18 protein-coding genes are annotated in these 20,046 nt (G+C 47.1%); 2 read left to right on the forward strand and 16 right to left on the reverse strand.

All coding sequences use genetic code 11. The features are described from left to right. Nucleotides 1-854 precede the first annotated feature (854 nt). Nucleotides 855-1,937, forward strand: coding sequence for a hypothetical protein (locus METLA_RS21440; protein WP_152539417.1), 1,083 nt, complete (start codon nucleotides 855-857; stop codon nucleotides 1,935-1,937). Between the two features lie 242 nt (nucleotides 1,938-2,179). Here the strand turns inward: METLA_RS21440 and galE are convergent, their stop codons facing one another. The 10 genes from galE to METLA_RS0109895 form a co-directional block, all read right to left on the reverse strand. Then, on the reverse strand, nucleotides 2,180-3,208 hold the full coding sequence (gene galE / locus METLA_RS0109855; RefSeq protein ID WP_029646572.1) for a UDP-glucose 4-epimerase GalE: 1,029 nt from the start codon (nucleotides 3,206-3,208) through the stop codon (nucleotides 2,180-2,182). Between the two features lie 232 nt (nucleotides 3,209-3,440). Further along, nucleotides 3,441-4,361 (reverse strand): dTDP-4-dehydrorhamnose reductase, encoded by a 921-nt coding sequence (gene rfbD, locus METLA_RS0109860; RefSeq protein ID WP_024298396.1) that lies wholly within the window; start codon nucleotides 4,359-4,361, stop codon nucleotides 3,441-3,443. Further along, a complete protein-coding gene (rfbC, locus tag METLA_RS0109865) occupies nucleotides 4,358-4,906 on the reverse strand; it encodes a dTDP-4-dehydrorhamnose 3,5-epimerase (protein ID WP_024298397.1) in 549 nt (182 codons plus the stop codon). Before rfbC ends, rfbD begins: the two co-directional genes overlap by 4 nt. A 2-nt stretch (nucleotides 4,907-4,908) precedes the next feature. Further along, on the reverse strand, nucleotides 4,909-5,778 hold the full coding sequence (gene rfbA, locus METLA_RS0109870; protein WP_024298398.1) for a glucose-1-phosphate thymidylyltransferase RfbA: 870 nt from the start codon (nucleotides 5,776-5,778) through the stop codon (nucleotides 4,909-4,911). Beyond that, nucleotides 5,775-6,842 (reverse strand): dTDP-glucose 4,6-dehydratase, encoded by a 1,068-nt coding sequence (rfbB, locus tag METLA_RS0109875; RefSeq protein ID WP_024298399.1) that lies wholly within the window; start codon nucleotides 6,840-6,842, stop codon nucleotides 5,775-5,777. The genes rfbA and rfbB overlap by 4 nt, the downstream gene beginning before the upstream one ends. 203 nt (nucleotides 6,843-7,045) lie before the next feature. Further along, nucleotides 7,046-8,026, reverse strand: coding sequence for a GDP-L-fucose synthase (gene fcl, locus METLA_RS0109880; protein WP_198408464.1), 981 nt, complete (start codon nucleotides 8,024-8,026; stop codon nucleotides 7,046-7,048). A gap of 5 nt (nucleotides 8,027-8,031) precedes the next feature. After that, a complete protein-coding gene (gene gmd / locus METLA_RS0109885) occupies nucleotides 8,032-9,153 on the reverse strand; it encodes a GDP-mannose 4,6-dehydratase (RefSeq protein WP_024298401.1) in 1,122 nt (373 codons plus the stop codon). Nucleotides 9,154-9,477: 324 nt separating this feature from the next. Beyond that, entirely contained in the window at nucleotides 9,478-9,741 is a 264-nt protein-coding gene (locus tag METLA_RS21950) for a DUF2442 domain-containing protein (protein WP_084480113.1), read from the reverse strand. A 367-nt stretch (nucleotides 9,742-10,108) separates the two neighbouring features. Then, on the reverse strand, nucleotides 10,109-10,492 hold the full coding sequence (locus METLA_RS0109890) for a VanZ family protein (RefSeq protein WP_024298402.1): 384 nt from the start codon (nucleotides 10,490-10,492) through the stop codon (nucleotides 10,109-10,111). Between the two features lie 163 nt (nucleotides 10,493-10,655). After that, nucleotides 10,656-11,936, reverse strand: a complete 1,281-nt coding sequence (locus METLA_RS0109895; protein ID WP_024298403.1) for a glycosyltransferase WbuB — start codon at nucleotides 11,934-11,936, stop codon at nucleotides 10,656-10,658. Between the two features lie 138 nt (nucleotides 11,937-12,074). On the opposite strand from METLA_RS0109895, the gene METLA_RS0109900 reads away from it, so the two are divergent. Continuing rightward, the gene (locus METLA_RS0109900) at nucleotides 12,075-13,100 is read left to right on the forward strand and encodes a LamG domain-containing protein (RefSeq protein ID WP_152539418.1); all 1,026 of its coding nucleotides are present in this window, start codon (nucleotides 12,075-12,077) and stop codon (nucleotides 13,098-13,100) included. Nucleotides 13,101-13,185: 85 nt separating this feature from the next. Here METLA_RS0109900 and METLA_RS0109905 read toward each other — a convergent pair whose 3' ends face one another. The 6 genes from METLA_RS0109905 to METLA_RS21965 all read right to left on the reverse strand — a co-directional run bounded on the left by METLA_RS0109905 (nucleotide 13,186) and on the right by METLA_RS21965 (nucleotide 19,991). Next, the gene (locus METLA_RS0109905) at nucleotides 13,186-13,938 is read right to left on the reverse strand and encodes a hypothetical protein (RefSeq protein WP_024298405.1); all 753 of its coding nucleotides are present in this window, start codon (nucleotides 13,936-13,938) and stop codon (nucleotides 13,186-13,188) included. 485 nt (nucleotides 13,939-14,423) lie between these two features. Then, nucleotides 14,424-15,335, reverse strand: coding sequence for a glycosyltransferase family 2 protein (locus tag METLA_RS0109915; protein WP_024298406.1), 912 nt, complete (start codon nucleotides 15,333-15,335; stop codon nucleotides 14,424-14,426). A gap of 26 nt (nucleotides 15,336-15,361) precedes the next feature. Continuing rightward, nucleotides 15,362-16,321, reverse strand: a complete 960-nt coding sequence (locus tag METLA_RS0109920; RefSeq protein ID WP_024298407.1) for a nitroreductase family protein — start codon at nucleotides 16,319-16,321, stop codon at nucleotides 15,362-15,364. A 12-nt stretch (nucleotides 16,322-16,333) separates the two neighbouring features. Beyond that, complete coding sequence (locus METLA_RS21955; protein ID WP_084480222.1) at nucleotides 16,334-16,891, reverse strand: LbetaH domain-containing protein; 558 nt, start codon at nucleotides 16,889-16,891, stop codon at nucleotides 16,334-16,336. Next, entirely contained in the window at nucleotides 16,884-18,035 is a 1,152-nt protein-coding gene (locus tag METLA_RS21960) for a polysaccharide pyruvyl transferase family protein (RefSeq protein ID WP_161635404.1), read from the reverse strand. Before METLA_RS21960 ends, METLA_RS21955 begins: the two co-directional genes overlap by 8 nt. 843 nt (nucleotides 18,036-18,878) lie before the next feature. Further along, a complete protein-coding gene (locus METLA_RS21965) occupies nucleotides 18,879-19,991 on the reverse strand; it encodes a glycosyltransferase (protein ID WP_084480115.1) in 1,113 nt (370 codons plus the stop codon). Nucleotides 19,992-20,046 lie beyond the last annotated feature (55 nt).

Raw genomic sequence — 20,046 nt, forward strand, 5'->3', positions numbered from 1 at the left:
TTAACCGCACTAATATTGCCCGACAACTGGGCATGGCGCAATAAAATCCTGATTAGCCCTGCTGCGATCTCTGGTAGCACTCAGGGCATGCTCTTATACACAAGTCCGTCATTCCGGCAAGGACTGCCGGAATCCACGACTGGACGGTGCAGAAGGTAGGCAACGTAGGAGCGGTTGCCGACACAAAGGGAGGTTTTACGCTTGCCGTCCTTAGCCCGGGATTGCCGCTTCCAGGCCGGTGTTACGGCATTTATGGATAACGAGATGCACTCAGGGTAACCAGAAGAATTTTTAAAATTTATGGCTTCTCGCCTTAATTAATGTAATTTTAAGATAAAAGCATTACTATTGGCCTAGCGCTATTTTTAAGTAGCGAAATAATATCTAAATCTAAGTCTCGGATTTTGTCGAAAAACCGAACAGATGCCGATACGCAGCGAGCCTTCGCATCTATAGATACAAGTTTTTCAGCTTTGCCAATTAAGAGGCAGGATGAGAGCTTGGCCGCAAAATCAAGCAAACATGACTTCAGAACAAGCTGAAGACTAAAAACTGAGGCATACGACCTTCCGCGATCCGTATGAGCCATCGGAGTGAGGCTCATGTACCGCCTTTATGGTCTAAAACTGAATTCGATTTGTTAACGGATCAAATAGAGAAGGCATTCACGATCTACAGATCCCGCAATTCAGCATCAAGTTTCGTTTCCACGACTGATGCGGCAAACGATAACCCTGTTTAGCCCCAAAATTTCATAAAACTTTGCTACTATCAAGCAATGAAATTTGAAAAATTAGCATTACGATTTTTTGATAGGCTCTAAATACCACTCTTCACTTTCTTGGACAATACATATGAAAACACGTACTTTACTACTTGCCATGACGATAGCCATGGCAATGCCTTTAGCGAATGCAGCTGAACCAAAGCCAGTGACTGCAACCAGCTTGGTGTCGCCAGCAGCCTTGCAGACAGCAACGGACAAGGAAATTAAGGCGCTAAAAGCCGAGGCAGCAAAAGCATCTAAAAAAGCCGAAGCCTCTGCCAAAAAAGCAGCGGCTACGGCCACAGCCGCTGCTAAGAAAGCTGCCGCTGCTGAGCAAAAGGCTCAGAGTGCAAAAACAAAAGCAGATAATGCATTGTCAAAGGCACAGACTGACCCCAAGACGACTCCTGCAGAGCTCGCCAAGGCTCAGCAAGCCGCGCAAGATGCGTCAGCTAAATTGACTGCAACTGCTGCCAAAGCCGATCAAGCCGCCGCTGAAAAAACTGCTGCCGCGACTCGCTTAGCGGAGGTAAACCAGCAGAAAGAAGAAAGCCTTGCGGCATTAAAAACCATAAGTGCGAATATTAAAGCCGCTGACGCTGCGCAAAAAGCCGCAGAGAAGGCCGCTAAAGCGGAGGAAAAAGCAGCCGAAAAAGCTGCAAAATTAGCGGCCGATCCCAATGCGAATCCAGCAAAACTCGCTGCGGCCCAGGCAGAAGCTCAACAAGCGGCGGCAGCCAAAGCGGCCGCAGACGCTGCAGCTGCAGCTAAAACAGCCGCAGCCGAAAAAGACGCTCAAACGTTGATAACGCTGACAGAAGCGGCAAAAGTTCAACAGGCTAATGAAGAGGCAATCGCCGCAGCAGCGGCTCAAAAAGCAGCTGCGGAGAAACAGGCCGCACAAGCGGCAAAGGACGCGGCGATAGCACAAGCGAAGATCGATAAATTACAAGAAATTACCGCGAATGGCGGAACTTTGACCCCTCAGCAACAACAAGCCCTGGACGCAGCCAATGCAAAAGCCGCAGCCGCAGCCGCAGCTCAGGCCGCAGCTGACGCAGCAGCAGCGGCTGCATTGGCCGCTCAACAAGCCGCCGCACAAAAAGCTCTGGAAGATGCCCAAGCCTTGAAAGATATAATAAAAGACGTCACTCCGGTTAGTCCGGCTTGAGCATTTATTAAGCGCTTGGCGAGCGGGGCGGGGGTTACACCCTCCGCCCCACTCGTTTGAACACTTATCGCCGGACGGGGCATGTTGCTCCGTCCGTAGGCTTTCTTGCAAGCTTCAAGGTATCGGCAGCCAAAAACTTGAGGGACGCGGTTGCAAACCCAGTCCCGCTTGCGAAAGCTACATCTCGCTGAAAATTTTCTATATCGCATAAAAATCATTACCACGAAATAGATGCATGATAATCAGGTTTGTCTATATCCATCGGGGTTATTAACCTGCCACCGCCAATGATCCTCACACATGATTTCGATGCCGCGCCCGGCCTTCCAATTCAATAATTCTGCGGCCAATGTAGGATCGGAATAAAAGGCAGCCACATCGCCCGGACGGCGCGGACCGATCACATAGGGAATAGACCGGTCACTCGCTTTTTCGAAGGCTTTGACGACATCAAGCACGCTGTATCCTATCCCTGTACCGAGATTGACCGTAAAACTCTGCGGCTGAGCAAGACGCTCCAGCGCCCGCAAGTGCCCCACGGCAAGGTCGACCACATGAATGTAGTCGCGGACACCCGTGCCATCCGGGGTAGGATAATCCCCTCCCCAGACATTCAGTTGCTCCCGCCTGCCCACGGCGACCTGCGCGACAAACGGCATCAGGTTATTCGGAATACCCTGCGGGTCTTCGCCAATCAAGCCGCTTTGGTGAGCTCCCACCGGATTAAAATAACGCAGGATACCGATACCCCATGAAGAATCCGAGCGGTAAAGATCGCGCAGCATCTCTTCTATCACCAGTTTTGTTTGGCCGTAGGGGTTGGTGGTGGAAAGCGGATGCTTTTCCGTAAACGGCAGGAATTGCGGTTCGCCGTACACCGTAGCCGAAGAGCTAAAGACGATGTTTTTTACGCCGCAGTTTTGCATCGCCTGTAACAGGCAAAGCGTCCCCGCCACGTTATTGTCATAATAGCGAAGCGGTTTTTCGACCGACTCACCCACGGCTTTCAGCCCCGCAAAGTGAATGACGGCCTGGCAGGCATGCTCCTCGATACAGGCCGTTATCGCGTTCATATCGCGGATATCGGCTTGGCAGGTAATGACAGATTTACCGGTAATTTGCTCAACGCGACGCAGGGATTCAGGGTGGCTATTACAAAAATTATCGAACACCACCACTTGATAACCTGCATTGAGAAGTTCAACGCAGGTATGCGATCCGATATAACCCGCGCCACCGGTGACTAGAATGGTATTAATATGAGTTGTCATCATTCGAACATTTATTTGCGGAAATTGCTAAATTCAGCACCTAGGCGGAAGCTCTTTCAGAACCATCGATAAACTCTGCTCCCAGGAAGGCTGCTGGATGCCAAAGGCCTTCGCCGGACGGAGCCAGTGCCGTTAAGTTTAAGAAATAAATATATGGTAGGGTGGATAAGCGTAGCGCATCCACCGCATAGCTGCCGGATGCGCTACGCTTATCCGGCCTACGGAACTAAATTCAACACCTAGGCGGAAACTCCTCCAGAACCATATTCAAACTCTGCTGCCAGGAAGGCAGCTGGATGCCAAAGGTCTCGAAAAGTTTGGCGTTGGACATCACGGAATACATTGGGCGAGCGGCCGGGGTTGGATATGCAGACGTGTTAATCGGCTTGATAACAGGCGGCTGATCCCGGCCGGCCAGCAAACCGCAAGCTATAGCTTCGTTAACAAATCCGTACCAGGTCGTCTGCCCCTGAGCCGTCAGATGATAGGTGCCGCTTAGTCTGGCCGGCAAGTCGGCACTGTCACCAGGAACATAAAGCTGTGCCAGCATCTGGGACGTACATTCGGCTATCGCCCGGCTCCAGGTCGGCGCACCGGTTTGATCATTCACGACGCCGAGTTCGTCGCGCTCCCTGCCTAAACGCTGCATGGTCAGTAAGAAATTCTTTCCGCGTGCGCCGTAGACCCAGCTCGTCCGCAAAATCAGATGATTCGCTCCAGAGTGACGTATCGCCTGCTCGCCTGCCAGTTTGCTTGCGCCATAGACATTCAGCGGATTGGGCTGGTCATCCTCGACGTAGGGCGCCTGCTTGGTTCCATCGAAGACGTAATCGGTTGAGTAATGCACCAGCAAGGCCCCCAAACGCTTGGCTTCCTCGGCAAGAACGCCGGGGGCTACAGCATTCACCGCCATCGCCAAATCGGCTTCCGACTCGGCCTTGTCCACCGCCGTATAAGCGGCAGGATTGACGATAATGTCGGGCTTCAGCTGCCGGATGAAACCCCGTATCGCCTCCGCATCGGCCAAATTCAATTCAGCGGAACCAACGGCCGTCACTTGCCCCAGCGTGAACAAACTGCGCCGCAACTCCCATCCCACCTGACCCGACTTGCCGGTGATCAGGATCTTTCTTGTTCCGCCCTTTTCCTTCACTCGAATACCTCGGCATCCTTGAGCAATTGACCTGCCTGGTCTTTGGCCGACAACAGCGGCGCCGCACCGTGCAGTTGCCAGTCTATCGCCAATGCCGGGTCATTCCACAAAATCGAACGCTCATATTCCGGCGCCCAATAATCGGTGGTTTTATAAAGGAACTCGGCGGTTTCGCTGAGCACCACGAAGCCATGGGCAAAGCCGGGCGGTATCCACAGCATGCGCTTGTTCTCCGCGCTTAAAATCAGCCCGAATGACTGCCCAAAAGTCGGCGAAGACTTGCGAATATCCACCGCCACATCGAACACCTCGCCCACCACCGCACGCACCAGCTTGCCTTGGGGCTGCCGTATCTGATAATGCAGCCCGCGCAAAACATGGCGCGCAGATTTTGAATGATTGTCCTGCACGAATGCCAAATCGACACCCGTCAACTCGGCGAAACGCCTGGCATTGAAGCTCTCGAAAAAAAAACCGCGCTCATCGCCAAAAATTTTAGGCTCAACAATCAGCAAATCGGGGATGCCCGTCGGAACGATGTGCATAATCAGCCTTCCCTTAACAGCCGCTGCAAATATTGCCCATAGCCATTCTTGGCCAGCGGCACGATCAATTCTTTTAGCTGCTCGGCAGAAATATAACCTCTGGAAAAAGCGATTTCCTCGATACAAGCGATCTTCAACCCCTGGCGTTTTTCCAGGGTTTGAATGAACAGCGATGCCTCCAGCAAAGACTCGTGCGTGCCGGTATCCAGCCACGCATAGCCGCGCCCCATCACCTTCACGTCCAGATTACCTTGCTCCAGATAAATCTGATTCACAGTGGTAATCTCAAGCTCGCCGCGAGCCGAAGGCTTGATCGATTTGGCGATATCCACCACCTTGTTATCGTAAAAATACAATCCCGTTACCGCATAGTTGGATTTAGGCTGCACGGGCTTCTCTTCCAGGCTAACCGCTTTACCTTGTTCATCGAACTCAACCACGCCATAGCGTTCCGGATCATCCACATGATAGGCGAACACGGTGCCGCCCTCTTGTTTGGTGGCCGCGGTATGCAACAGCACGTCCATCCCATGCCCATAAAAAATATTATCGCCCAGTACCAGGGCGCAGGCATCGTCCCCGATGAACTCTTCGCCAATAATGAAAGACTGTGCAAGGCCATCCGGTGAAGGCTGCACCGCATAACTCAAATCGATCCCCCACTGTTTACCGTCGCCCAACAGTTGCTCAAAGCGTGGTGTATCTTGCGGCGTAGAGATAACCAAAATTTCACGAATCCCGGCCAACATCAAAATGGACAGCGGGTAATAAATCATCGGCTTGTCATACACCGGCAGCAACTGCTTCGAAACAGCCTGAGTCACAGGGTAAAGCCGCGTCCCCGAACCACCCGCCAAAATAATGCCCTTCATGCCACACTCCTGTTCGCGTAATTCTTTTGCACCCAGTTTTGATAGTCGCCGCTGGTCACGTTTTGTACCCAATCGGTATTCTGCAAATACCATTCGACGGTCTTGCGCAGGCCGGACTCGAAGGTTTCTTGCGGTTTCCAGCCCAGATCGCGCGCAATCTTGGTCGCATCGATCGCGTAACGACGATCATGCCCCGGTCGATCTTGTACGTAGGTAATCAGCTGGCGATGCGGGGCGCCTTGCGGGTGCAGTTCATCCAGAATGGCGCAGATGGATTGCACCACTTCCAGATTGGTCTTCTCGTTCCAGCCGCCGATGTTATAGGTCTCGCCCAGCTTGCCGCGTTCCAGCACCAAGCGTAAAGCGCGTGCATGGTCGTCTACATAGAGCCAATCGCGGATGTTGTCCCCCTTGCCGTAGATCGGCAAAGCTTTGCCGTTGACCGCGTTTAAAATCACCAGCGGGATCAGTTTTTCCGGAAAATGGTACGGCCCATAGTTATTCGAGCAATTGGTGGTGACGACCGGCAAGCCATAGGTATGATGCCAGGCGCGCACCAGGTGATCGGAAGATGCCTTGCTGGCGGAGTACGGGGAATTGGGCTCATAAGCCGTCTCCTCGGTAAAGAATCCGTTCTCGCCCAAGCTGCCGTATACCTCATCGGTGGAAATGTGGTGGAAGCGGAACGCGGCCTTGCGCTCAGCGTCCAGACCGTTCCAGTATTCACGCGCCGCCTCCAGCAAGGTATAAGTGCCAACGATGTTGGTCTGGATAAAGTCGGCGGGGCCGGAGATCGAGCGGTCCACATGCGATTCCGCCGCCAAGTGCATCACGGCAGACGGTTGATGCTCACGGAACACCCGAGCGACTTCGGCTACATTGCAGATGTCCACTTGCTCAAAGCGATAACGCGGATTATCCGACACCGAAGCGAGCGATTGCAGATTGCCCGCGTAGGTCAGCTTATCGACATTGACCACGCGGCAATCGGTATCGTTGATGAATTGACGAACGACGGCGGAGCCGATGAAGCCCGCGCCGCCGGTGATGAGGATAGTTTTCATCTCATAAAATCTCATGCTATTGATGCGTTGTGATAAAGGGTTAGCTCCATTCATCCTGATCTTGTCGAAGCCTTTCGAGCGGGACGGGGTTTGTAACCCCGTCCCAAAAGTTTGCAGACTACCTTCCTGCGCAAAGCATTACGCCAATCCAAGGCCTCAAACATTACGGACGGGATGCATATCCCGTCCGGCTCCAAGCCGCTTCAGTGCCCTTCCTTTCCCCGCAACTCGGTTTCGTGCGCAAGAAACCAGGCATAAGTATCCCGCAATCCCTGCTCCAGGTCTATCGAAGCCCGCCAGCCCATATCGGCCAGGCGAGAAACATCCATCAATTTGCGCGGCGTGCCGTCGGGTTTGGTTGCATCGAAACCGATTTGACCTTTAAACCCGACCACCTTGGCCATGGTTTCCGCCAGTTCGCGAATGGTTACATCGCGGCCCGTGCCGACATTGATGTGCGACAGCATCGGGGCGGTATTGGCCTGATAGGCGGCCTCGTCCAGCTCCAGAACGAACAGGGATGCCGCCGCCATGTCGTCGACATGCAAAAACTCGCGCATCGGCTTGCCAGAACCCCATACCACGACTTCGGCCGCCTCATTCAGCATCGCTTCGTGAAAACGCCGCATCATCGCCGGAATCACATGCGAATTTTCCGGGTGAAAATTGTCGTTCGGGCCGTACAGATTGGTCGGCATGACCGAACGATAATCCACGCCGTACTGGCGGTTGTATGATTCGCATAATTTGATGCCCGCAATCTTCGCGACCGCATAAGGCTCGTTGGTCGCTTCCAGCACGCCGGTCAGCAACGCATCCTCACGCATCGGCTGGGCCGCCAATTTCGGATAAATGCACGAGCTGCCCAAAAACAGCAGTCTCTTGACGTCGCTGCGATACGCCTGATGAACGATATTCGACTCGATCATCAGGTTTTCGTAGATAAATTCGGCGGGATAGGTGTTGTTCGCCCAGATGCCGCCGACCTTGGCCGCCGCCAGAATCACCACATCCGGTTTTTCCGCCTGCATGAATTCGGCAACCGCCGCCTGATCGGTCAGATCGAGTTCCCGATGCGTGCGCACGACCACTTCGCAATCGCCGCGCGCCTGCAATTGCCTGACCAGCGCCGAGCCCACCATGCCTCGGTGTCCGGCCACATAGACTTTTCCGGAAATTTTCATGCGCATTACTCCCGGCTGACCGACACGGCATAACCGTTCTTTTTCAGCAAGGCATGCTGCTTGGCATGATTAAGGTCGGTCGTCACCATTTCCGCAACCATCTGATCCAGCGTAATCCTCGGCACCCAGCCCAATTTTTCGCGCGCCTTGCTCGGGTCGCCCAACAACGTTTCGACTTCGGCTGGACGGAAATAACGCGGATCGATCCGCACCACCACGTCTCCGGCTTTCAATGCGGGCGCCTTGTCGCCGGTCACTGCGGCGACACGGCCGACTTCATCGACGCCCTGCCCCTCCCAGGTCAACTCGACGCCCAATTCACGCGCCGCTTTTTCGATGAACTGGCGCACCGAATATTGCACGCCGGTCGCGATCACAAAATCGTCCGGCTGTTCCTGTTGCAACATCAGCCACTGCATTTCGACATAATCGAGCGCATGCCCCCAATCGCGCAGCGAGTCCATGTTACCCATATGCAAACACGGTTCGAGCCCTTGCGCGATATTGCACAGTCCGCGGGTAATCTTACGGGTCACGAAGGTTTCGCCCCGGCGCGGCGACTCGTGATTGAACAGAATCCCATTGCAGGCATACATGCCATAGGCTTCGCGGTAATTGACCGTGATCCAGTAGGCATACAGTTTGGCCGCCGCATACGGCGAACGCGGATAGAAAGGGGTGGTTTCGCGCTGCGGGATTTCCTGCACCAGACCGTATAATTCGGAGGTCGAAGCCTGATAGAAACGGGTCTTCTTTTCCAGCCCCAAAAAGCGGATCGCCTCCAGCAGGCGCAGGGTGCCGATCGCATCGACATCCGCCGTGTACTCCGGCGCTTCGAATGAAACCGCCACATGGCTTTGCGCGCCCAGGTTGTAGACTTCATCCGGCTGCACCTGTTGAATGATCCGGGTCAGATTGGACGTATCGGTCAAGTCGCCGTAATGCAGTATGAATTGTTGATTATTGACGTGAGGGTCTTCATAGATATGATCGATGCGCTGGGTATTGAACAATGAAGCGCGGCGTTTGATGCCATGGACTTCATAACCCTTCTTCAATAAAAACTCGGCCAGATAAGAACCGTCCTGCCCCGTAATACCCGTAATTAATGCTACTTTCTTAGTCATTTACATTTTCCGTTGATTGAAAAACTTTTTATTGCATCCACACTGTGGCGCTCATCGTTATACACATGTCATAGCGACAGCCTGCTGGGCTCCTCGTTCCCAAGCTCGTGCTTCATGTCTGTTAAGTTAAGGATGGCCGGTCCCTTCTCCCTCCGGGAGAAGGCTAGGATGAGGAGATCAAATAAAGTATTTTCCTTATTTTATTTCCCTCACCCCGCCCCTCTCCCGAAGGGAGAGGGAGATAACCGCCTTAACTTAATGGCAGTGCTTGGGAACGCAGTCTTGGAAGCTCCAGCTTCTAGTATTGGCCGTGAAGCTAGAGCTTCACGACATGTGTTCCCAAGCTGGAGCTTGGGAACCAGGAAACCTGATATACAGCGTATCAGGCGACATATCAATATCCTCGGACCAAGCAACCGTGCCATTCGACACGTGTGCTAACCGGAATTTTCCGGGTTGCCGCAATAGTTGATATGCGGGATAGTGAAGATAAGGACGCATGGAAAAATGGCGCTTTTCTCCCCCAGCAAAAGTGACAAGCAATTCATAATTAGCTAAATCCTTAACAGCGACTACATCGGGTGTCATAGGGTAAACGCCTCAGCGCAGTGGGTCGATTTTTCTCGCCGTACGGGGCATGCTGCCCCGTCCGCAGAGTTTCCGCATACTTAGGAGTATCGGCAGCCCCTAAACGGTGGGGACGGGATTGCAAATCCCGTCCCGCCGGGATATGCGGCGAAGATGTTTTTGCGTATCAAGCAAATACATCGATACCAAAATGCCATAAAACATACTAATCGTAGGCATACTTGCCTCCTGGTTGAATTGTCTGAGCGGGACGGGGTTTGCAACCCCGCCCCAAACGTTTGAAAACTGCTTACCCACGCGAATTATCCTGAGAATTCCAAAGCGGCAAACATTACGGACGGGACACATATCCCGTCCGGCGCCAAAGTTATCGGTAGTAACGACGTTCGACATCATCTTCCTTGCGTTTTGCCAACGCCAACAAAAACAAAACCATCAAGCTTCCCCCCACATCGGCAGACCAGTCCCAGACGCTTGAAGTACGTCCCGGCAGATAAGACTGAAACCCTTCATGCGCCATGCCCAGAATGGCCATCAAGACCAATAGCCGCCAAAACCTATGGTAAGTAACCATTCCCCATCCCAACAGTCCGCTTAACAAACCATACACGGAAGCATGAACCAGTTTATCCCAAGGCGCTGCGACGCGATGCGCCGTCCAGCCTTGCAGTTCCGCCATGAATAAAATCGCCATTAGACACAGCGCGAAACTCAAGCTGAACATACGCCAACAGGAAAATTTCTTATACATAGTCATATTGCTTTGCCCAAATATTCTTGCCTGCTGGGGCATGCTGCCCCATCCACAGGGTTTCCGCATGCTAGGAGTATCGGCAGCCCCTAAACGGTGGGGACGGGATTGCAAATCCCGTCCCGCCAGGGGGTTGTTTTAACGAAATAAAACATCGAAGGAATCAATAAATCTCTCTAGGATTGCTTTTTTGTGGTGCGCTTTTTGAAGTCAAACTCATTAAAAAGTCATCAAAATTCTGTAATATGGCTTCCTTACGCAGTTTTTCCAAAGCGTATTGCCTGGCCTTCATATTGACACGCGGACGGCCGGTTTTCGCGGCGTTGAGCATAGCCTTCAAAGACGCAAGAAATTGCTCTAAATTTTCAGGCTCAACACGTTCGGCGATGCCGGGATATTGCTCGCACAATAGGCCTAACTCTGTTTCCGCTTCAGCGGTAATCAGCGCATAACCGCCGGCGGCCAGTATGGTGGTCAGTTTGGACGGCAACACCGCATCGGCAGCGCCTTTCTTTTGGATAACCAGATGTACGTCGGCCAAAGCCATCAGTGCCGGCAAATCCTCATAAGGCTGCAACGAATCAAAACGAATATTGTGCAGATCAAGCTCTTTTGCCTGTTCAATTAATGTTTGTTTTTCAACGCCTTCGCCAAGGACTAAAAACACGACATCCGGTTCGGAGGATAAGTGCTTGGCAGCCTGCAGCAATAACTCCAGCCCTTGTTTTTTGCCCAGATTGCCGGAATATAAAACAATTTGCGATGAGTCCGACAGCCCCCACCGCTGGCGAAAACCGGAAGCATCCACTCCAGGTTTGATGAAATCGGTATCCACCCAATTTGGGAAAAAATACAACGGCACAGATTGGCGGGTTTTTCTTACGGCCCTAGCCAGCATCGACTGCGAAATTGAACTGACCGCGCTAAAGCGGCGCATGAAAAAGCTCTCGACCGTCTGACAAACCACAGCCATCAAGCGCCCGTTGTTCGCCATCCCCAACCCCAGCATTGCATCCAGTTCGAAATCCTGAACATGCAAAAGGCTTCTGGCACCGGTCATTCTACTCAGTAGTAATGCGGCTGGCACACAAAAAAATGTCGGCTCAATCGTGATGATCACATCGGGTTTCCAGCGCCATTGGCTCAACACAGCGGGCAAACTGGTCAGTGCAAAACTGCATAAATGCAATAAACGGGTTAAAGTCGACGGCCGTTTCGGCACGAACAGCGGACAGCGAAGCACTTTGACGCCATGCAGTTGCTCTTGCCGATACCATCCCCCTAAATAGCCGTCGCCAACGCGCCATTCGGGATAATAAGGTGGAGCACAAACCACCCTGACTTCATGTCCCCTTGCAGCCAGCCAGTCGAACATTTCACCGGAATATTTGCCGATGCCGGTCAATTCAGGTGCGTAATTGATTCCATAGAGTAGTATTTTCATTTATATTGACTGGTAGCTTAAGTCGACTAACTATTACATAACGCTAGGCCGGAGAGCCAATGTACACCATATACGCAGGCATAGTGGGTATAAAAAAATGAGTGCGTTTTGATATAATCTGAAATTACGGAATATTTCATGAAAAAAATTCTTTTATTTTATAACGATCGACAAAACCTAACCTGGAATTTTCTCATACTTAGCTTACTCGCAGCCTTGCTTTGTATACCTTCTTGCACATGCTTACCTATGTCAGAAATTTTTGATCCAAACAACCCATGCGGTTCTGGATATCAGTTAGTTTTTAGTGACGAGTTCAACTCGGCATCCACCATCGATGTCAAGGGTACAGGTGACCCAAAATTCAAATGGTACACGACGCCATTTTTTGTTAGGCCATCAAGCAAAAAACCTAGCGTTATTGAAGTTAGCAATGGTGTTCTGACACTTAACAGCACAAAAAATAGCGCTCGTAACAGCAATATTGCCACTGCTATGCCTGGAAACAATAAGCAAGGATGGCTTGGGAAAGCATTTGGCGCTGGCGCCTATTTCGAAGCAAGAATTTCCTTCGATCCAATCACGGTCAATACAGCAAATGGATGGCCGTCATTCTGGTCTATGGCAATTGAGCATATGGCACAAAAAGGCGCTGACCAATGGATAGGGCGAACACCAGATTATAAGCATTTCATCGAGGATGACTTCTTTGAGTACAACACAGCCTCTTTCGCCGGCCCCAACAGCTACAGTGCTACAATACATGATTGGTTTGGCATCTATAACAAAACCTGCTCTTCTGGTTACTGCAAAATCAATAATCATTATGACAGTGAAAGCCACTTCAATAATGCAATCATCAAAACACCAACAAAAACTGACTGGACAAAATTTCACACCATCGGGCAGTTATGGGTACCAAGTAATCCTCTAAACAGCATGGGTTACGTGCAGAACTACTTTGATGGAAAACTGATGTCGACAGTATCCTGGATTGCCTCAAAATCAGGACCACCCACCACAGTCGGAGATTACACATTCAGTATTATGGATAAAAGCCATCTTGTCGTAATCCTTGGCACTGGAGTCAACCAACCACTAAATGTTGACTGGGTTCATGTTTGGCAAAAAACTAACGCTGTTGAATTATCGTTTCAGCAATAATTTTAGCCAGCACTCGATTACCTTCGTTTGTGGGATGAATATCATCCCTGTAATAGTCCAGACTCCATCTACGGTCATCCGCCACTTAAACTACTCGTTTAGCACCTGTTGCGAATAAAAGTGACAAATAAGGTTCGAATGTCTTTTTACGTAACTCGGGATCAATTTCTTCAGCTTTATTCGGATAAATTATGAAAACAGGGTCGAGTCTTGTGGCCTTAAGAAACTCAGCAAGTTCAACCGAAAGATTCCCTGGGGGGACCTGCAACATCTCAGGTACTTCACCACACTTATCAAGCGCATAAATATATTTGTTGAAGAGATACCACAGTGCAAATTTTGGTTTTTGTCTCGGGTGAGTAAAGTCACAACGCCATGAAGATGCTTCTGCAAAATCAGCCGAGTTAAGCACAAATACAATGGACTCTATTTGACTGACCACATCAGGATTAGTATGCAGATAGGTCAGTTCATTTTGAAGAGCCCAACTCCCGGCAGAAATGGGCCACACATTCTGATCAATTATCTTCTGCAATTGCGGGCCGAGCCGATCCTCTTGTGCCAGCATGTTACCACCCAAAACAATGCTATCGCCCACAAGAAGAACATCAGGTTTTGAATTAGTCAGAAAATCAGGGGCACCCATATGCCACGAATTAAATTGCCAATAATTCTTATTTAAAAAACGACCGTGTTGATTAGCAGCAGGAATATACCCAATTATTGGATTGGCATCATAAATCGGGAAATCAATTAAACCCAATAGCCTAACCGATACCTCAGCCGACAAAAACAAAATGAAGCTGGATATAATAAAATATGCAAGATGTTTTTTCATTTCTCTCACCCATGTATATAATCAAGGCTCTCAGCTAACGCAAATGAATATTTATTAGTATGCAATTCAACGCCGAAAGCGGCTTATTGTCTTTACTGCGCTTACTTTTATATATTTATTTTTTAGACACCTTTGGCCTCAATGAGATCAAATAACGATATGAGCGCTAACTAGTGAGGAAATCATCTTGAAACCATTTTTTAAATATTAAAATACATATTTTTTTCTATATTGCCAAATAGCATTACTAAATACTTAGCTTCTATGGCGAGTTTATCTCTGGCCAACTAGCACCTTATCAATAACGAAATGACTTACATTAAGTACCTATCCATAATTATCCTGTCAGCAAGTTAAGATATGCTATTGTTTTTATTAGAACATTTCACAATGCGCCCTGAAAAATACCGGATTTATTTTGCACACGTACTTATTTCTATTCTTCAGAAATGAGATCACACAGATTAAACACTTAGCTTCTGAATTTATTCAAGCATTAGTCCCGTCAATTTGACAAGCCGAGCAATTTTCTCTGCTCTCGTTTCGGCACCACGAAGAGATCGCTCCGCCTCCAGGCATTTAAGATCAACCAAACAACGGTACCAAAGCCCCTGCATAAAGTGATAAGCAAACCCCTCCTTACCATCCAGAAAGCCCAGTCTTAAAAAATAACGGTAACAAAAATAAAATATCGGCCTTGCAAACAATGGCAGTTTGTTGTAAAGACGTTCCTTGACTAACCGTTTGATTTTACGCTGGCTGGTTTCGCTCTCTGCAACAGAACCATTACGATGAAATAAGTGATATTTCTGATTAAGAATTTCAATCATTTCCCGACTGGCGTAACGATTATGCTTGGCAATAAACCATTCAATGGTATTCAGATTGGCGTCGACAAAATGGCCATCAAAGATGATGGATTTGCCGGCATCTAAAACAATATGCTCATCCATCCAGCGATTTTCGATATGCGCTTGACCGTTTTTCCAAAGACGTAGCAATATCAGTGGATAGCGGTCACCATGCTTTATCCAGCGCCCCAGAAAATGAAGTTTATACTTAAAATAAATGCCATTAATATTATTAGGCAACTCCGGCACCTTTCTAATAATTTCTTCTACTAGTAGCGATTCCAGATATTCATCAGCATCCATACGCATTACCCAGTCCGTCTTAACAGGGCAATTATCAAGGGCCCACTGAAATTGCAATGCTTGGTTAACAAAAGTGTTTTGATAAACTTTTGCTCCTAACGATTGCGCAATTTCTACGGTTCTGTCAGTAGAATATGAATCCACCACAAATACTTCCTTAGCAATCAAAAGCATATTATTAATACAGCGCTCAATATGCAGCTCTTCGTTGTAAGTTAAAATAATGACAGAAATATCACTCACTGTTAATGCCTTATATTATGAGAGTATTAGTGATTTACCAGTAAATCATGAGCAGGCAAACGTTCGGATCTAGCAACTAAAAGATCAATAGGCTCTGGAAAACCAAAGGCAATCATCATAATTAATCGCTCACCTTTGGGGATTCTTCCCTCTGTACAAATTTTAAGCTCTCTATGATTCGGAATTGCAAGATTTAATGGGCAGGCCCCAAGACCAAGCGATTGGCATGCATTTAACACCTGCATTGCAAGTAGAGCGCCATCAACATATGCCTGATTTCTAGCTTTAAATCCGCTCCATGCACTTATTTCCGAAGAAATAACGAATAAATTATAAATAGATTCGCGAAATCCTTCAGCTCCTCTCTGCAAGCGCAATAGGCGGTCAATATCCTCAGGTTTTGAATAATAATGCACTCTTCCTGACTGCCGATTACATTGAGAGGGTGTTTGCCGCGCAATTTCCATAATTCGGATCAATAGTTCTTCTTCTACTATTCCAGGTAAAAATCGTCTGCAACTAAAGCGGGCTTTCAAAAACTCTTCGGCATTAATGTTAATTTTAATAGAGGAGTTTGAAATTTTTTTGAGCCCCCCTTTAGGTTGAATGTTTAGATTTTCACACCTAGTAATAAAATCATCGATCTGAAGCCCCAAATCTTCGAGATCAATTTGCTTCTCTGCATGCCAATTAACATAGGATTGAAGGCATCCGTAACTTTTTTCTAATGGAAAGACACCCCACTTATGATCATATTGACGTAGGTAATTCAACAATTTCAATATATTGGCTCGACCAAATTTCAGTCTTGGATTAGAAATGCTTAGTCCTTTTTCTACCGTATGAGCTAATAACAAAATATCGTAGTGTAATTGCTTGTTTTTTGGGCATAATGGAGAAGCGTTACTCCATCTAAATGCCCGAAAAAAATCAAACATATATTCTACCGGTATAATCAGGACATTGAGCAACGACTTAAAAAACATTCAAAAACCTCATTAATTAGCTGATATAGTTCTAGTTTTAACGAAAGCAGCAGGATTACCAGCAACGACAGTCCACTCACATACGTCTTTTGTTACAACACTTCGAGCTCCTATAACCGCACCCTTGCCGACGGTAACACCAGGTGCAATAAATGCTTCAGCGCATACCCAAGAGTGATCGCCAATTGTTATTGGCTTAGTCACAAGCGGACGCAGAAGCGAATAAATATCATGTGTGCCAGTGCATAGAAAAGTGCGTGTGCTAACAGCCACTTTGGAACCAATACGAATACGATCCATAGAATAGCAATCAACATTGTCAGCAAGGACAGAATACTCACCCATTTCCAGATTCCAAGGCGCCCACACAAAGCAAGAAGGAGAAACTCTGCTTCCAAGACCAATTTTTGCGCCAAAAACCTTAAGTAAAAAAATACGCCAAGAATTTAGGCACCACCGTGGTGTTGTTCTAAACAACAACAACCATACAGTATTCCAAATCAACCTAGCCAGTTTTATTCTCTTAGGAATATTATCTATATACTTATACTGAGAGAATGAGTCACTCACCAACAACCTCTTCTGCTAACGACAATTGTTGTTTCAGATATGAGGCTCCTTTAGAACGTAAATCTGCAATTTGCCCATTTACAACATCCCATTCAATCGAATCTTTTAACACTTTCGCAATGCTTTCTGGCTTCGAATCGTTCAAAAAGCGTGAACGTAGTCCAGCAAAATCAAGTAAATTTAGCACCCTGTTATTTAAGCCGGCTTTATTACCTTGTATTCCAACCACAACGAAGGGTTTGTTCAATAAAATACTTAGTGCCGTACCATGAAAGGAGTTAGTGACCACAAACTCGGCATTTTGCATCAAATATAACCACTGCCGTGGACAAGGATAAACAGTCTCACCAATTTCCTTCCATCGTCTATGTGGGTTATAAGGCGAGTATAGTTTTGCTCCAAAATTGTTAGCCACTGCTTCAGCCACTTCACCAATAATTTCTCTAGTACACAATCCATAACAAAAAACATGTTTTTCTGATGATAGTGGATACGACTTCATAATCCCTGAGTAATCTGATAACAATATCGTCGGATCGGGAACGCAGATCGGTTCTACACCAGTCAGATCATTTACAATCGAAACACCTAATCTCTCTCTTACCGATATTCCATCAAGTTTAAGAATCAAGCTTGCAAGCTCGTTATGATATTGAGCATCAATCTCACTCCGTCCAAAACTTGGCGCATAAGAAATACGGCGAACACGTTTATTATTTATCGAAAAATTCAAGAAATATACTGGATCAAGGCCAAACTGCTCCGACGGATTCCATATTTGATCACTACCGCATACCAATAAATCATAATTTAAGGATGCAGACTCCAAAGAGTCGATAGTTTTATATTCCGGTTCTCTTATCCCAAGAAATTCATGTCTAAAAAAATGGAAGTTTTCTTGCTGTTGACGATTACCAAACCATTTGTACTTTAGCTTGGAAAATTTAAGATAAATAACCTTGAGATTCTTGCGTGAAAATAAATCATCAAGCTGTATGCTACCGCCAGCCTCAACATAGTTAGGATGATAATTAACAAATTCAACTTCACAACTCTGATTCAAAAACCATTGCCTCAAAGCATAAGCTTGAAAAAGTGCACCAAAATTATCACTAAAGTGATAAGTCAAAATTCCAACTCTCATAACCATCCTTAAGCATCAAATAAATCTACTAACCTATTATAAAAAATGTTTAATACCCTAAACTTTCATTTGGCATGCACAAAATTTCGGGTCTGTAATTTTTGCATAACATACATATATTTTTCTTATGCCCGTGCATTATTAAATAATAATCAATCAAAAAATTACTCTCATTATTGCCACCTTTCGAATTCTGCACAAAACCTTAATTATTGAATTGACTCTGGATAATTGACATTTATGACATCAGATAATATTTGTCCCAAATGAGTCTCCTCGTCTTGTAATGAGATAAACCGTCTACTGATGTGTTTTGCAGGAACACCACCAACAATAACACAAAGGTTTGACATCTTTTGTAACTACAGCACCTACACCAATAATTACACTATCACTGATAGAAACACCTAACATAATAATGTCACCACCACCTATCCAGACACCTAAGCCAATATTCGTCAGCTTACACGGCGACCGCTAGAAATAATCGCCTCACTTTATCATAACAGTAATCGTTTTCCACAATTCGCACGACGGAACCTAACATTGTGCAGACTCTTAACGTTACACCACAGGAAATACAGTAACCTGGCGCTGCGTATCTATACCGCCAAGCTGAAAAGTCTCGACTGATGCAGGAGAATCCTCTCGCTAAAAGTAGGATGGACATGTTTAAGTCCTAAGCGTATACGCCAATAGTGGCGGCGCATTGCGCGAAAAGGTTCATGAAGTGAAGTTTTAATGAGTTTACAAACATCTACTATTTTTATTAATTTAACTGTTGAGCCTATGATTTTGATAACTTTACAAAGAACGATACTTTAGAAAATATCCATATATTTTCTAAAGGAAAGAATCTGGCCTTGGCCCACCAGATATTAAATGATCCAAAATACGTAAAAAATATTGAGAACCCGATTCAGCACTAAGGTGGGCACGAGCCCAATCTTTTCTTTGTAGTCGCATTGAGCTTGAAAAGGCTTCTCTAGAACGTAATTGAGAAATGGCTGCTGCAATATTGGATGGCGAATTAGGATTGACCATAATACCGGCAAGCGGATTATCCAAAACTATTGATGCACCAACACAGCTTGACGCAATTACGGCCGTACCCTCCATCAGTGCTTCACTAACTACTACCCCCCATCCATCGTCCATGCTCCGAGACGGCAATATTAAAAGATCAAAAGAAGCTATAAGGCCAGAAATTTCATTTTTAGGTATTACTCCCAAGAATTCAGCATTTACTCCCATATCTTTGCAAAGTCTAGTGAGGGGTTGTGTTTCTTCACCAGAACCAACTATAGTTAGGCGGGCCTCGATCCCAAGTTGATGCGTAGCAACAATTAAATCGTCAACCCCTTTCATTTTTATCAAGCGGCCCACATAGCCAATAGATAATGACTTCAATTTCTCTGGGATACAAACATTATTAGAAGGATCAACAAAATAAGCAAAAGGAAATACTTTCGACGGCGGGTAACCGACTGACTTAAACCATGAAGGTCCGTGTCTACCGATACCAAGGACTCCCAGACATTTTTGACGATGCCAGGATTCTGTCAGCCATGAATGTAGAAATCGCAATTCACCAGACAGCCCTTCTCGAACTCGTGGTTCTTGAACAATTATAAAAGGGTCTCCAGCAGATTTAACGCATTTCAGCCCCTCAATCAGCACATGCATCCAGCGAAAACCATAGAACACATGAATACTTTCACCTTTACAGCCTTTTACAGTTTGGTTAATAAACTCTGCTGTCGGCTCTACATAACAGTCAAACGGGAATATAGAATCCTCCTCCCATCCTAGGTTTTTTCTGCTTAATAACAAACCCTCATTAGCAAAACATAAAACAGTCACACCTGGGGATGCTTTTGCAACTTCACCAATAAATTCGGTAATATGCGCACAAACATAAGGTATCCAGAAAATTATATTCTTGTATTTGTTCATTTAAATTAATTTTTACTGATATGCCATTAGTAGCTATTTCTGAAAGAATGTTAAT

It is taken from the genome of Methylomicrobium lacus LW14 (genome assembly GCF_000527095.1).
Classification (GTDB): Bacteria; Pseudomonadota; Gammaproteobacteria; order Methylococcales; family Methylomonadaceae; genus Methylomicrobium; species Methylomicrobium lacus.